This window comes from Veronia nyctiphanis, assembly GCF_004116385.1.
GTDB classification, from domain to species: Bacteria; Pseudomonadota; Gammaproteobacteria; order Enterobacterales; family Vibrionaceae; genus Veronia; species Veronia nyctiphanis.
On sequence record NZ_PEIB01000004.1, the window covers coordinates 123,791 to 138,591 of the forward strand.

The window sequence follows — 14,801 nt, forward strand, 5'->3', positions numbered from 1 at the left end:
CAGATAAAAATAAATTAACGATTTCGTTGCCAAGTATGGAATTTCGCCACCCACTTCAGAACTTGCTGTGGTGCATTATTTTGCTTCCAAACCCCGGCGGTATATTTAGTTGCTTCACTCATTGTGGGGTAAGGGTGTACCGTCCCCAATATTTTATTTAGACCCAGACCATGACGCATTGCTAATGTAAATTCTGCCAATAAATCACCAGCATGACTACCTACAATGGTTGCTCCCAAAATTTTGTCTTTTCCTTTTGGTGTAAGTACCTTGATAAAACCGTGGTCTTCGCCATCAGCGATAGCGCGGTCAAGATCGTCAATGCCATAAAGCGCGACATCGTAATCTATGCCCTGTGCCTTGGCTTCTTTTTCGTTAATACCGACACGAGCTACTTCAGGCGCCGTGTAGGTTGCCGCTGGCATGACAGAGTAATCGGCACGGAACTTTTTAAACTTACCAAACAGTGCATTGACGGCAGCATACCAACCTTGGTGGCCTGCAGCATGTGTTAACTGAAACGGGCCTGACACATCCCCGACGGCAAAGATATTCGGGTAGTTGGTTTCTAAGTAATCGTTAATTTTGACCGTGCCGCGCTCGGTTAATTCAACGCCAAGTTCCTCAAGTCCAAAACCTTTGACGTTTGCGACACGACCGAGAGCGACCATCACCGCATCAAAATCTATATTCACAGTCGACCCTTGGTATTCAAGGATAGCGGTCTGCTTGCCGTTTTCGTTGGTAAATTGTGTCGCTTTGTGACCGAGTAACACGTTTACGCCGTCCTCAATGAGCCCTTTGTAGACTAGCTCAGAGACATCGGCGTCTTCTCTGATCAGGAGTTGATCTGCCATTTCCACCAAAGTGACTTCAGAACCCAAGCGAGCGAAGCTTTGCGCCAGTTCACAGCCAATAGGGCCGCCACCCATGACCAACATCTTTGGTGGTAACGTCTCCAATGACCAAACGGTTTCTGACGTCAGGTAATTCACATCAGCTAAACCAGGAATCCCAGGTACGAGTGGGCGAGCGCCCGTTGCAATAACAATGTTCTTGGTGGTGAGTACTTGTCCGTTAACCTCGACTTCCCACGGCGAGAGTATTTTTGCTTCTCCTTGAATACACTCAGCGCCCAAACTGGTGTAACGTTCAACCGAGTCGTGCGGTTCAATTTTAGCGATCACGTTACGAATTCGACCCATTACCTGAGCAAAGTCGACTTTCGGCTCACCTTCCACATGGATACCGAACTCTTTCGCTCTCTGTATTTCTTTTAGCGTCTGACCTGAACGGATAAGGGCTTTAGAGGGTACACAGCCTGTATTCAGGCAATCACCGCCCATCAAATGTTTCTCTATGATGGTAACTTTTGCTTTAACCACAGCACCAACATATGTTGTTACCAGACCGCCTGCGCCCGCGCCAATGGCGATAATATTACGGTCGAACGTTTTTGGCTTGGTGAAACGGCTATAGATTCTGCGATGGTTAAGGTTGTCGATAACAAATTTGGCGATCAGTGGGAAAATGCCCAGCAGCGCCAACGAAATCAAAATTTCTGGTGAGATGATACCGCTTAAGCTCTCAATCTGCGCTAACTGTGAACCTGCATTGAGGTAAACCATGGTTCCCGGCAACATACCTAACTGGCTGATAAGGTAAAAGCGACTTGCTTTGAGCGGTGTCAGGCCCATCAGTAAATTAATGAGGAAGAAAGGAAATACAGGGATCAGTCGAAGTGTCAGTAGGTAAAACGCACCGTCTTTTTCTATCCCTTTATTAATGGAATCAAGTTTGTTACCAAACTTACTCATTACCCAGTCTTTCAGTAAGAATCGGCTTACGAGAAAAGCTGCTGTGGCGCCGATAGAGCTGGCGAAAGACACCAGTAATAAGCTCCACCAGAAGCCGAAGAGTGCAGCACCTAACAATGTGGCGATAGCGGCACCTGGAAGAGATAAGGCGGTAATGGCAATATAAGCAGAAAAATAGATGATGCTGGCGGTAACCCAGTTTTCTTCAATGAACTCAGCTAGTGCGGCCTGTTGTTGCTTGGCATTTTCTAGTGTGAAAAGAGTATCAAGGTCAAATCCAAACCAGATAGCAATAAACGTTATGATGACGGCAATTATTGCAATTTTTTTTGTATTCATTTGGTGGTCCATTCAATAGGTTGTGGCACTCTGTTTCTAGGTTTCAGGACGCAAACATACCTTTTTGCGTTTTCAGTCCATTTTGTAGCTCGAGAGTGATCAATCTCTATGCATTATTGACCGAGTGATGATTAGAAAAATTTCATCCCTGAGTAAAAAGTTCGGGCTTGAGGGAACGATGTGTTGAAATTCAAATATTGATTGTAGCGATGGCATGTATGATTAGAGTCTCAACAATGGGGATTAGAGAAGAGCATATGCAATAAAGCTGTCATTTAGTCTTCAAGCTACTGAACAATATAACAGTTCTTGCTAATTTTTAAATGGCCTATACACAATAAGATGAATACTGGAACACGAGTGCTGACAATGGTAGAAATGCCAGGAAGAGGCTTTTCGAATAATAATTTACGTGGAAACGTGTTCGTGACCGCGCGAAGCTGAGCTTGAATCCCCAATAGATAACCATTGCATTAATGACCAACGACAAAACGACGAGAAGCGATAGAAAGGAGGGGGCAAACAAGCCAGTTTGTAAAATGTAGTAAGCCAAGAAAGGTAACAGACAGCAAAACAGCACCGTAAGGTTATATTTTATCGTCGAGTTTTTCACTTTATCTTCGAAAAAGTGGCAATTTTTCTGCTCAAAAGTGTTCTTTTTAGGCATTTTTTCTGATTTTTATTTATTCAGACTCTTTTTTCAATAGTTGATATTTCTCACAAAGAGGAAGTTTTTGAGCAGATGATAGATGAAAAAAGTGACCCTTATCACGAATTTGTCTAAATCAGCGGTAAGAGTTACCTTCTGTCAGAGTTCCAATCGAACGGGGATTATTCTGACAAAATTCGAAATCTGGTTAGCTAGCAAACAAAAATAAAGAGCCGCGGTTGCGGCTCTTCAGTTAGAATGATCTGTATATCAATTGCTGGTGTTAATCACTAAGGCGTTGAAGTAACTCTTCTTTGCGCTGTGGTGTAATCACTGACCAGTGCTTGCCTTCCAGTGCGCCTTCCAGTGCCCACAAAACATCAAGGCTCAGGCTTTCAGAATGGGATTTACGCAAAGCAAGAAAAGCCTCTAATGAACCACGGTTTTGCAACTCCTCGACACTCTCGATACCTGCTTTACGCAGCATTCTTTCGGTTGCTAAACGCAGGTTCGGTAGGTCTTTGATTCGCTCCGGACCAGTGTTTTGTTTTACTGTTTGAGCTTTTTTCGCCAGCTTAAGTGCGACTTTTGCTTGCTCAAGCAGCTCAGAAGGATCTTCCCACCAATGGTCTGGCACTGAATAATACTTAGTGACGACCGGGAAACCTCGCTTCTTGTAGATATACGGGGTCAGTTTCAGTTCTTTGAAACCTTTTTCATTCTCCTCTCCAGCTCGAAGGTGTAATTTGTCGTTGACAACAAGCGCGAACATAATCTTGTCGCAGAATACACCAAATCCGCCAAACATAGACCGAGACTTCATTTCGCCAAGGTCTTTCATGAGTTCAATTGAGTTGTTCAGTGTTGATTTATCCATGTGACTTCTTCTCGTTCAATCAATGCGTTCCTGAATGAAGGTCAAGAGGTAACGTAAAAAGGCAATCTCGGAGAATTGTCATCGAGCCTTAACGGCACTTGTTATGTTTACGTCCGGGCAGCCCCGCCGCCGATTGAAAAGTACTTGCTTAACTATTCATCCGGCCGGTGGCTTTGCGTCCCAAGCTTTCGCTTTGGTTTGCCTTTCACTTGACGAAATCCAGCTTATCTCAATCCGCAAATTAAGTCGTTATTGACTACCTTAATATTTGTGATATTGATTCAAAAATAATGATACAAACCAGTTTGTCTGTTACAAAATGACAACAGTGTTTCAACAGGTGCACTGTAAGTATTTGAATCGCGAAAGTGAGATAAAGTGAGACGCGTCGAGGTTTTGCGGCCAATTGATGACTAGAAGATGTATAAAATGGAATGAAAACCCACTTAGGCAATAATTATAGTCGAAAAAAAAGCCTGTCAATATGGCAGGCTTTTATTGTTTCTCTAATGCGACTGAGTCTAAAGATTGAGGTCTTTTACTGACTGTCTAACAACCAACTCTGGCTGTACCTCAAAAACTTGTTGTTCACTATCTTTATTGGCGATGCGGTTAAGAAGTAACTTAATGGCCGTTTTTCCCAAGCGTTTTTTTGGGTTGATGCACGGTGGTGAGCGGCGGAGAGAAGAAGCCAGCCAGGTCGATGTTGTCGTAGCCAATCACTGAAATATCTTCAGGTACACGCACGCCCGCTTCCTGAAGCGTGCTGATTGTTGCCAACGCCATGATGTCGTTGAAACAGAAAAGGGCTGTAGGGCGATCTGGCATCGCAAGAATCTTCTTCGCAGCTTCGACTGCGGCGTCGCATTCGAAGTCTGCTTCGACCAACCAGTTGGGATTAACCTGAATGTCTGCTTCATTCAACGCTTTTTCAAATCCGGTCAAGCGCTCTGAACAGGTAAGTTTCTCCATTTGCCCCGAGATACAGCCAATATGCTTATGACCTTTTTCGACAAGGTATTTAGTGGCAAGGTAACCACCCATTTCAGCGTTGTCCTGAATACAGTCAGAATCAGAGATATGCTCGGTGCCCCAATCCATAATGACCATTGGCATTGGCTTCTTCTTCTCAAGAAGGCCCATTAGTTCATCGGTTAGGTCAGAGCACATCACCAAGAGACCATCGACGCGTTTTTCAGCGAGCATCCGCAGGTAGTCTCGCTGTTTAGTGAGGTTACCTTCGGTGTTACACAGAATCAGTGTATAACCTTCGTTGTAACAGTACTCCTCAACGCCATGGACAACTTCAGCAAAGAAAGGGTTGGTTGACTTGGTGACCAGCATGCCTATGGTGCGCGTTGTGTTGCACTTTAGGCTACGTGCGACCGCGCTTGGCGCATAATTTAGCTCGTCGACTGCGCTCCATACTTTCTTGGTGGTCGATTCAGCAACAAAACGCGTTTTGTTGATAACGTGCGACACAGTTGTAGTAGATACGCCTGCCATACGGGCGACATCTTTAATGGTGGCCATTGAATGCTCTTCTCTATTTGGTCGGTGTACCCGACACATGCAGTGAGGCCGCCATTGATAATGACAGCGTCAGTGTTATTGGTTTGAGGCATTGGGATGGTGAGATGCAGAGTACAGAAAATCTCAATGCCAATCGCTTGCGTTCACAGTTTACTGATAGTTGCGTGTAGGTCAATTCTACGTCTTGTGGTTTTGTGGCGAATTAGCGGCTATTTGATCAGTGACACTGAAATGTAGTGAATAATTGGCATAAAAATAACAGCCGAGCATGGTCGACTGATACTGAGGTGGTTTTGCGTTTTGTGGATAGGGTTTTAAGGCCAGTGTAGATTCGCCTTTGGAAAGGCGATATCGAATGTATGCTAGGCGTTTTGCTGTGGCGTCGAATACAAGGACGATATCACCGTTCTTTATGCTGCTTGTTGCTGCGTCTTCAGTGCTCACCTGTGAGAGCAAATCCTCTGTGCACTTTCAACCAGAAAGAGCTATGAGAGAGGGTTTGCAGCAGTGTCATCAATCATTATTTAATAAAACTTGACCAAGAGACACTCACCCCAGGAAATTGCACACCGAAAATAGGTCGGTTACAAGCGAAGCCTACGAAGTTTCGTGCAGTTTCACCTTTAAACTGCATTTCATTTACTTGACTTAAAAAGCCAGACACAAAAGGAATCGATTTGCCGATATTTAGAAGAATATCGATCGGTATCTTTTTGAATGCAGGGCTGCCATTCATTCGCATGGCTATACCATTGGGTAAACGGGCGAATGCATTTAATGGTTTACCAGAGACCAACTCATGATGACTCACTTCTTGCATCCCAATGATATGCATAGTGCTCACTGCACAATGAGGAAACGTATCAGGGATGAAAATAATGGGGGATATATCGTGGTTATTCTCTGCGTCAAAAACCAGTGAAAAACCAAGTGAGAGGCCAGTAAAATCGTCTATGTCATGCAATTCAAACTCATAATGTATGTTATCGCGCTGGGTAATGACAGGAAACTTATAGAGTCTCTCACTACTGTGGTTCGGTTTATATTCCACATGTGAATCGGAATCATCTTCTATTCGTTTGAGGCTAAAATCTGCTTTTTCAGCCGGGAAACCATACCAACTGCGGATTTGCATAGTTCCCGCCCCATGATTACAGCGTATCGTTTCAACGGAGTTCAGCGCCGTGATGCAGTCTTCGGCTAGATTATTAATCGGAACGTTGGGTTTGAATAAGTTACGATCATCCCAAAAAGCGTAACTATCAAGGCTCTTGCCGACATCGCGTAAGGTTGTTGTGGCTATATCTCCCCACGCATCATTTAAAGTAAAGCGTGTTTGAATATCCATATTCATTTTTATGATGGGTTCCGGGTTAAAGGTGACATCATTTACGATATTAGTAAATTTCTCTGCTCCTCCAATTAAGTACATAGCTTGAGATGTAATATCTTCTTGTGATGTTGAAAACACCTGACTTTCATCAAAGTTAGCAAAGTGCGTATTAGTTAAATGAAAGGGGCCGTCATACAATAAGACGCCAATCGGACTATGAAAATTCAATGGATTCGAATCATCAGCTGGGTCATTATTATTACTTCGACCAACAATTAGGCTATCTTTTAAACCTTGATTGTACGCAACAAAAAAATTCCAAACACTGTCCGCTAAAATTGAATGATGAAATGTTGTTGGTGCACCGCGATAATAAACTGCTGTATTAGCACTTTTATAAGCGACTAAGTTTTTTGGTTGTGGGTCACCTTCATAATATGATTGTCTTAGGGCAAAATCATTTCCAGGATTACGGGGATTAGATATTGGTCGATTTAGGTCGATACCTCCGTCCCATGTAATTCCTACTTTGTTCGTGCTAGCTTGGTTATTTGAAAATGTTAATGTCGGTGATGATAGAGGGTACACCTTTTCATGACAATCAGTATTCTCTCTGCACTCGGCTTCGACAGCAAAGGACATCCAAAAACCGGTCCCCTCTGATGCTACAGATACATTATTCTCGATAATATTAGTGGGGTGGGTAATCCAAAACGTAGAAGGCCCGACTGCACGCTTTGGTCCAATACCAAAATTCATTTGGTTTGGATCGCTATCAACAATACCTCTATCGATATCTGAAAATAATAAATGCTTGCCCACTGGAGGCCTACGACTTAATATACCAATATTGTTCGTAATGACATTTTTAGTTTCATTGCCATCCTCTAGAAAATAGCCATGGCCTTCGTGATCATAACAGGCATTATTGTCAAGAGTCGCTTCATTAGTCCCATGAATCGTGTAGCAACGGTTTTTCGAGTTCATCACCACAGAGTCTTTCACATATTGCCCTTTAGCATTACCAATGTAATGCCAATGGAAAGGATACCGACCTAAGATTCCTTGCTGTCCTACACGTTTAAATTGAACGCCTTGTAAGAAGCCTTTTGCTCCTGACATTAACATGACATGAGCACCAAAGCCGTCGTCTCGCCAATCACTATCATCAGGCCCTTCAATGATAATGTTTCTTTTTAAGTTAATGACGTGAGCTCGTTGATCAAGTGTCCAGGATAAATCTTTGTCGTTGGTAAAACTCTCTGTTTCGCCATGATGGTAATAAGCTAATGGCTCGTCCAATAAAACTGTGGTCTCAGATTGGTTAAAAGATATCTCGCTAATAACTCGTTCTTCATTTTCATGCACACTAAAACTTGTCGTTGCTATGACAATTTTATCGCCGACATTCCAACCTGGCATATTGCCTAGCAGTGTTATTCGCTGATCACCAACATCAACACTTGAACTAAGTCGAGTCCGCTTCGCTACATCAGATGCAGGAGTATGTAAGTTGAGCGTTGCATTGTCGGTGATCATAATACCGCGTTTAGCATTATGAACGTCGTCAGGCTCACCTGTTAGTTTCAACGTTAATTGTCCATTAAATGGAGCCTCTTTTTCACCGCAGAGTAATTCTGCCTGTGAGCCTTTTACTATAATACCGCGTGTGCTAATCGTGATCTTGCCTTGATCTGGACACTTCAGTAGACCATTTACTGTAATATAACTATTATCACGTTGTACTGAGTCTAAAGTGACCACTGTATCTATCGGTATATTGATATTCCCATTTTCATCTAAAGACAATTGACTTAATAATAAGTTCCCTGGAAAATTTGGTAGTGAAAATGCACCCGATTTAGTCAATTCTTTATTGTGATTATCTATACCGTCTAGTGATATACCGAAAACAATAATACGTTGCCCTGCAAATTTTTTCTTTTGCTGATCACTGAATGTGTATGTAAAACGGTGTGTCGCTGATGCACCACTAGAACAACGGTTAATAATATCTAATTCGTTCGAAAGATTAGCAGTCGTACTATCAATGAATTTTCTATTGCCGGCTTCATTTTGAGCATATATATGCACATCAATTGATTGCATTTTTGAATGATCGCATGCCCATCCCAAGATAGTGCCGTTGGTTAATTCATCAACATAACCCTTAATACCCAGAGGCACCACAGGCTTAGGAATTACAGAAAAGGCAAGTATTTGATTTGACATAAATACAAAAAGAAAAACAAGAAATAAATAAAATAGTTTTTTCATCACGAATAAATCTCTCTGTAAAATTAAATTAAAAGAGACGCTATTGGAAACTAGCACTAAAATGCCACTTATCAATTTTATTTCGCGGAATTTAAATCTAGGGGCGTTTATTTTTCGAATGTCTTATAAATAAGAATTACGCTGAGGATTGTTTAAAAGAATGCAACATGAAAAGAATCAGTAAACTCATTAATGGTTATTTCATTGTTGCCACTGCAATGAATGGAATAATTACTATAAAAAACAAAAGCCGAACAAGGTCGGCTTATATTTGGGTGATTTTGAGGCTTTGTAGAGGAGACGGCGTTGCCCGACCTTATTCGCCTTTGAGAAAGGCGATATCGAGCACAACGAAAGCTGACAGCAGTTTTGCAGCCGCGCTGTAAAAACCAAAAGGATCCTGCTTGGTGACCAGTGCCTGAAAGAGTGTTAGCCAGCTCGTTAGCATATCATTGATGAAAGTGAGTTGTTCCTGCATCAATGCTTCTTGTTGGACTTCATCTTTTTCTGTGTTGGTACGAATTATAAGGTTACCGAGAAAATCGAGAATAATGGCCAGATGATCGCTCGGTTCATTGAAGTCTTTGCGTTGTGCGATGTCGAACTTTTTCATCCAAGCCGCCATATCCTGAGCGGGCTTTTCATTTAAAAGGCCACTGTCGCATAAAAATAAAGATGCATAAGGGAGCGCGCCAGTTTTAGGCGTACTTAGAAAAAGGCCACAAAAATCCGCTGACAATTCAAGTTGCGTATCCGGACGTTTTTTCAGCTTACTCAGTGATTCCCGAAAGTTGGCGACAGGCTGGCTGAGTTCAGGAGTCATTGCCAGACTCGAAAAGTAATTGCCCATTTCACCGCCGAAATAGTTTTGAAGGTCAGCTTCTGTCAGCTCTTTGGCAAACAGTGATGACATCCACCAATAAAATTCAGCGCGTTGTTCGTTGATGGCAATAAAATCCTGCATAGGGGCTCCTGATGTCTATTATTGCGGTCAGTCTAGCAAAGTTGACTGGTGTGAAAGGTGAGAAAAGTGAGAAGGGCATGAGCACAGAAGTTCATGCCGTTTGGTGTTACTTTGCTGTTATTTATAAATCCATCGCTGGGAATAAAGGGTTCACATCTTGCAATTCTGTCGGCCCACTGAAACCTGTGGCTGCAGGCGCAGTACCTTTATATTTCTCGATGTTTACCAGCGCTGTGTGGGCAGATGTTGCTTGAGCAAGCTTTGACGTACCTTGGTCCATCGTCAGAACGTTTGGATCGCCATACGTACAAAGTGTTCCCGGCTTACCGCCTTCCAGCGGGCTGTACCAGGCACCTTCATGAATACGGCAAACGCCTGACTTGTATTCATCTGTGACAACGGCACCTGCAAGCACTTGACCACGGTCATTGAACACACGAACGATATCGCCGCTCTTGATGCCGCGTGCGGCTGCATCTTCAATGCTGATATAAATCGGTTCACGACCATTTACCGCATAGGTTTCACGGTGTTCGGTAGACGAACACAACTGCGAGTGCAGGCGGTGTTTCGGGTGACAGCTTTGTAAGTGAATCGGATACTGACGCGATTTTGGCCCGCCGTGACTACGTTCTGCTTTCTCAAACCACATTGGGTGACCCTGACAGTCGTCGTAGCCCATATCTGCGATGGTTTTACAGTAAATCTCAATCAAACCAGACGCTGTGCCCAGTGGTTCAAGATCCGGTTCGTTGCGGAAAGACTCGTGACGGACCCACGGGCTGCCTTCCGGGAATTCAATAAAACCTTCGCCATCCCAGAATTTTTTGAATTTCGGCATGCGAACGCCAACGCCACGTCCTTGCAGAAGTGCACCGTTGTATATTTCTTCGACCCACTCGGCTTTGGTTTTGCCGCCAGTGAAAGCTTCTTCTCGTCCGAAGCGGGTACAAAGCTGACGGAAAATATCGAAGTCATCTTTTGCTTCAAACATTGGGTCGACAATCTTACGAAGGGCAACGATACCTTTATTCGAGTGGTTACCGAATTGCTCGATGTCATCACGCTCATACGTTGTGGTTGCGGGCAAAACGATATCAGAGAAACGGCAACTTGCTGTCCATTGGTGCTCGACGCTGATAACCGTTTCCAGCTTACGCCATGCCTTGATCATCCGATTGCGATCCTGATGATGATGGAATGGGTTATTACCGCAGAAAATCGCCATTTTCATGTGCGGGAATTTTATTTTTTTGCCGTTCCAGTCGATTGTCTGGCCCGGGTTTTCAATACAATCTACAAAACGGGCGACAGGGATATAGCTGGAATAGCCGTTATAGCTATGGTTATGAATAGGGTCGACACCCGTTACACCGCTGAAACCCGCCATCAGTGGACCTTTGGAGGTTACTGTGCCTGCATCGTTATAGTGCCAGCCAAATCCGTAACCGCCACCCGGTAAGCCGATTTGACCCAGCATTGCCGCCAGTACAACCAGCATCCACGCGTATTGTTCACCGTGCTGCATGCGCTGCAAGCACCAGCCACCGATGATTTGTGTACGACCTGATGCCATTTGACGTGCCATCTGGCGAATCGTCTCGGCATCAACACCACAAATCTTTTCTGCCCACTCAGGTGTTTTGGCAATACCGTCTTTCTCACCGAGCAAATACGGCAAGAACTTATCGAAACCTGTTGTGTAGTCAGAAAGGAACTGCTCGTTGTGCAGCTTTTCAGTGTATAGAGTATGTGCGAGCGCCATCATAAGAGGGACGTCAGTCTGCGGGTTAACCGGAATCTGATCGCCACCGACAAATTTCTGGGTCTCGTTTTTCACCGGATCAACGTGAATGACTTTTATGTCACCGTTTTTCACTTTCTCGGCAAGCTGTTGGTAATAGCCATAGGTAGAATGGCAAGGCACCATCCAGCCAACCTGCAGGTTTTTGATTGGGTCAGAACCCCATACCACAATGGTGTCAGTGTGTTCTAGAACCAGAGGCCAGGAGGTCTGTTGCTCGTATACTTCCATGGCACCCGCAACATAGGGTAAGACGACCTGAGCTGCACCTGTCGAATAGTCACCGGCTTTCGCCAGATACGTACCGTGCAGACCGACCGCACGCATCATCATGGTGCCTGCTGAATGGAGTTTACCGACTGACTGCCAGCCTGTGTGACCGGCATACAGCGCACTTGGACCATATGTGGTTTGAACACGCTCAAGTTCATAATGGAAGAAATCGAGAGCCTGAGACCAAGGTACGCGGACGAAGCGGTTGTCACCACGCTGGGTGGTATCTGACTTAAAACCGTGTTTGAGCCAGTCAATACGTACCATTGGGTACTTCACGCGGGCTGGGTTATAAACGGTTTCACGCAGACCCGCAAGCATGCTGGTAGGGTGAGGGTCTTTCTCAAACGGAATAGTATCTACCCAAATACCGTCTTTGATTTTGGCACGGAAAGCGCCCCAGTGAGAGCCTGAGAGAATGTCGAGATTCGGGGTTGCTTTGGCTGCATTCTCTGCCGCGAGAACACTACGTGGGGCCAGTAAGCTTGAGCCAATGGCTGCGCTGGCACTGGCAGCGAACAGGCCAGACAGGAAGCGACGGCGGGTAATGCCAGTATTTTTGAGTTCTGTCGCCATGAGTAATAAACCTTACATACTTGAATTCATGATTGCCGGGCCATCGGTGTGACCCGGCGCAAAGAGAGCACTGGTGTCTCAGTGGTTAGTGGTGACCCTGTCCGCCAGTGTCGCTACCGTGGTTCTGAAGATATTTCAGCAGGGTGCGCTCTTCTGTTTTACTCAGGCGATAGTAAGAGCTCATTGCTTTGAGGCCTGAGATCCAGCCGTTTGCTGTAAAGTGTTCTGGTGCTGGTGCAGCGTGACACGCATTACAGGTTGAACCGAACATCTCTTCTGCATAGGTCCAGATAGGTTGGATATCATCCATCAAGTGATCTTTGGTGATGTAGGCTTCAACACTTACGTGTTGCCATGCAATATTTGTCGCTGGGTCTTCCTGTTCTTCAAGTAATTTTTCTGAGGCTTTGATGTCGCCACGAATGGTAGCTTTGAACACGCGTTTACCCATGTACTCAGTCAACACTCGGCCTTTACCGGCTTTTTCGAGCCAACCGTCCAGACGAATTTTAAGCATGTCATTTTCTTCGCCGATGACAGTCACCTGCGATGCTGGCAGAAGCTTACCTTCTGATTTGCCATTGGCATCTGCCGTCGCGAACATATCCTTCTCGCTGATAGAGAACAGGTTGGTAGCCCCTGCCGTTGCGACTGCCTTCGCTTCAAGCTCTTGGAAGCTCTTACGGAAACCGCCTGCCATGTTTGGCAGCTGGTGAGCAATACCCTTGTGACACTCGATACAGTTCATGTCATCAGCCGCGGCTTTTTTCATTTCCATCTGGGCTTTGACTGACTGTTTGTCATGATCCATCGCTTCATAGGAGTGACAGCTTTTACAGGTTTTCGAATTCTGACGCTTCATTCGCGCCCAGACAGTTTGTGCCATTTCCAACCTGTGCTCTTCGAACTTCTCAGGGGTATCGACTTTCTTGGTAATAAAGTGGTGGTACAGGTCTTTGGCTGCTTCTAACTTACGCAGCATTTTGCCGGGTAAATCTTTTGGCTGGTGACAGTCAACACACTCTGCGCGAACACCCATCGAGTTTTTAAAGTGGATGGACTCTTTGTACTCTTCATAGTTGCCCTGCATGGTATGGCACGACGTACAGAAAGAGGTCTGAGAAAAGAAATGCAGAGATTCGTGCGCAGTAATAGTACCGATAATGGTGATAACGGAGCCGACCAAAATTAGCGCGAGTACAGAGTACTTGGCACTTGGCTTTGTGAGCTTCCCGAGGAGTTTTTTAATCAAAACGATTTACCCGTCAATTGTCTGCCGTGACACAGGTCGCAGCAATCTGAAATGCTATCTTTATGCCGACAATATTAGGGAGTGGATGTGAATATGGTTACCTGTGCTTGTTAATGGCTGTGGCGTACTTATGAAGAGATATGAACAGAATTGATTCTTACTAACGAGGCAAGCTTGAGTGCTTCATATAACATACTGTTATTAAATAAAAAGGAAGTGTTTTTCTGGGTTCATGAAATGAACGTAATAATTGGCTGAAAGCTAATCAAGTGGCGACCAATCTGGCTTTATGATGATCCAAATCAATTTATTAGAGAGGTCGGTTGATAAGATTTCACAGATAATTGAACAAATATGAACAGGCGGCGAAATGGACCACCACATACTGGTAGTGGATGACGAGGCAGTCACCCGCAACATGGTCAGCAAGTACTTTGAAAAGATGGGTTATCAGGTTAGCCAAGCAGAAAATGCCGCTGAAATGCGTGCGTTAGTCGCTCAAGACAACGTGGACTTGATACTGTTAGACATTAATCTCCCTGATCAGGACGGTTTGACACTGACGCGTGAACTTCGTGGACACAGCAATATCGGCATCATCCTCGTGACAGCAAGAACCGATTCTATCGACCGTATTGTTGGCCTTGAAATGGGCGCTGACGATTATGTCTCTAAACCTCTTGAACTTCGCGACTCCAGGTTCGGGTTAAAAACCTGTTGTGGAGGATGTCGACCCCTCATAGAATGCAGGTAACAACTCAGGCTAGCCCGGTTGAAGACCACCTGCTGCGTTTCGGAAAATGTATCTTCGACGCAAAGCGTCGCTCCCTTGTTAAAGATGGCCTGCCAGTCAAGCTCACCAAAGCTGAGTATGAAATGCTGGTTGCGTTTACTGAGCACCCTAATACGGTACTCAGCAGAGAACGTATACTGGCAATGATCAGCCATCGTGTTGATGCGCCGAACGATAGAACCATTGATGTACTTATTCGGCGACTTCGAAACAAAATAGAGCTGGAACCGAAAAAACCGCAGTTGTTTATTACCGTCCATGGCGAAGGGTATTTGTTTGCCAATTAAGGAAGGGTAGGGCACGCTTCAGCGCAT

Annotated in this window: 8 protein-coding genes, 2 pseudogenes and 1 riboswitch; of the genes and pseudogenes, 2 read left to right on the forward strand and 8 right to left on the reverse strand. The window is 44.7% G+C overall.

Annotated elements, in window-relative coordinates; translation table 11 throughout:
* Positions 1-14 precede the first annotated feature (14 nt).
* From CS022_RS05420 to purR, 3 genes and pseudogenes are all read right to left on the reverse strand, one after another.
* A complete protein-coding gene (locus CS022_RS05420; RefSeq protein WP_129121442.1) occupies positions 15-2,156 on the reverse strand; it encodes an FAD-dependent oxidoreductase in 2,142 nt (713 codons plus the stop codon).
* Positions 2,157-3,088: 932 nt separating this feature from the next.
* Positions 3,089-3,682 carry a TfoX/Sxy family DNA transformation protein gene (locus tag CS022_RS05425; RefSeq protein WP_129121443.1) on the reverse strand — a complete coding sequence of 198 codons (594 nt, stop codon included), beginning with the start codon at positions 3,680-3,682 and terminating at the stop codon, positions 3,089-3,091.
* Between the two features lie 113 nt (positions 3,683-3,795).
* Positions 3,796-3,895, reverse strand: a riboswitch (cyclic di-GMP riboswitch).
* Between the two features lie 308 nt (positions 3,896-4,203).
* Positions 4,204-5,215 (reverse strand): annotated as a pseudogene (purR, locus tag CS022_RS05430) (HTH-type transcriptional repressor PurR).
* On the opposite strand from purR, the gene CS022_RS24810 reads away from it, so the two are divergent.
* Complete coding sequence (locus CS022_RS24810) at positions 5,215-5,385, forward strand: hypothetical protein (protein ID WP_161569573.1); 171 nt, start codon at positions 5,215-5,217, stop codon at positions 5,383-5,385. The pseudogene purR and the gene CS022_RS24810 sit on opposite strands and share 1 nt — an antisense overlap.
* A 7-nt stretch (positions 5,386-5,392) precedes the next feature.
* On the opposite strand, the gene CS022_RS05435 is transcribed toward CS022_RS24810, so the two are convergent.
* The 5 genes from CS022_RS05435 to torC form a co-directional block, all read right to left on the reverse strand.
* Entirely contained in the window at positions 5,393-5,659 is a 267-nt protein-coding gene (locus CS022_RS05435; RefSeq protein ID WP_129121444.1) for a hypothetical protein, read from the reverse strand.
* Between the two features lie 76 nt (positions 5,660-5,735).
* Positions 5,736-8,825 (reverse strand): G8 domain-containing protein, encoded by a 3,090-nt coding sequence (locus CS022_RS05440; protein ID WP_235869287.1) that lies wholly within the window; start codon positions 8,823-8,825, stop codon positions 5,736-5,738.
* Between the two features lie 316 nt (positions 8,826-9,141).
* Complete coding sequence (gene torD, locus CS022_RS05445; RefSeq protein WP_129121446.1) at positions 9,142-9,789, reverse strand: molecular chaperone TorD; 648 nt, start codon at positions 9,787-9,789, stop codon at positions 9,142-9,144.
* Positions 9,790-9,910: 121 nt separating this feature from the next.
* Positions 9,911-12,442, reverse strand: coding sequence for a trimethylamine-N-oxide reductase TorA (gene torA, locus CS022_RS05450; protein WP_129121447.1), 2,532 nt, complete (start codon positions 12,440-12,442; stop codon positions 9,911-9,913).
* Positions 12,443-12,527: 85 nt separating this feature from the next.
* Positions 12,528-13,691 carry a pentaheme c-type cytochrome TorC gene (gene torC, locus CS022_RS05455; RefSeq protein WP_129121527.1) on the reverse strand — a complete coding sequence of 388 codons (1,164 nt, stop codon included), beginning with the start codon at positions 13,689-13,691 and terminating at the stop codon, positions 12,528-12,530.
* Between the two features lie 373 nt (positions 13,692-14,064).
* Between torC and torR the strand changes: the two are divergent.
* Positions 14,065-14,774, forward strand: a pseudogene (torR, locus tag CS022_RS05460) (two-component system response regulator TorR).
* Positions 14,775-14,801 lie beyond the last annotated feature (27 nt).

What these genes read in the sequence shown, in the direction of transcription:
- CS022_RS05420 (WP_129121442.1), bottom strand. Translation starts at nt 2,156, where the DNA reads ATGAATACAAAAAAAATTGCAATAATTGCCGTCATCATAACGTTTATT.
- CS022_RS05425 (WP_129121443.1), bottom strand. Translation starts at nt 3,682, where the DNA reads ATGGATAAATCAACACTGAACAACTCAATTGAACTCATGAAAGACCTT.
- CS022_RS05440 (WP_235869287.1), bottom strand. Translation starts at nt 8,825, where the DNA reads ATGAAAAAACTATTTTATTTATTTCTTGTTTTTCTTTTTGTATTTATG.
- torD (WP_129121446.1), bottom strand. Translation starts at nt 9,789, where the DNA reads ATGCAGGATTTTATTGCCATCAACGAACAACGCGCTGAATTTTATTGG.
- torA (WP_129121447.1), bottom strand. Translation starts at nt 12,442, where the DNA reads ATGGCGACAGAACTCAAAAATACTGGCATTACCCGCCGTCGCTTCCTG.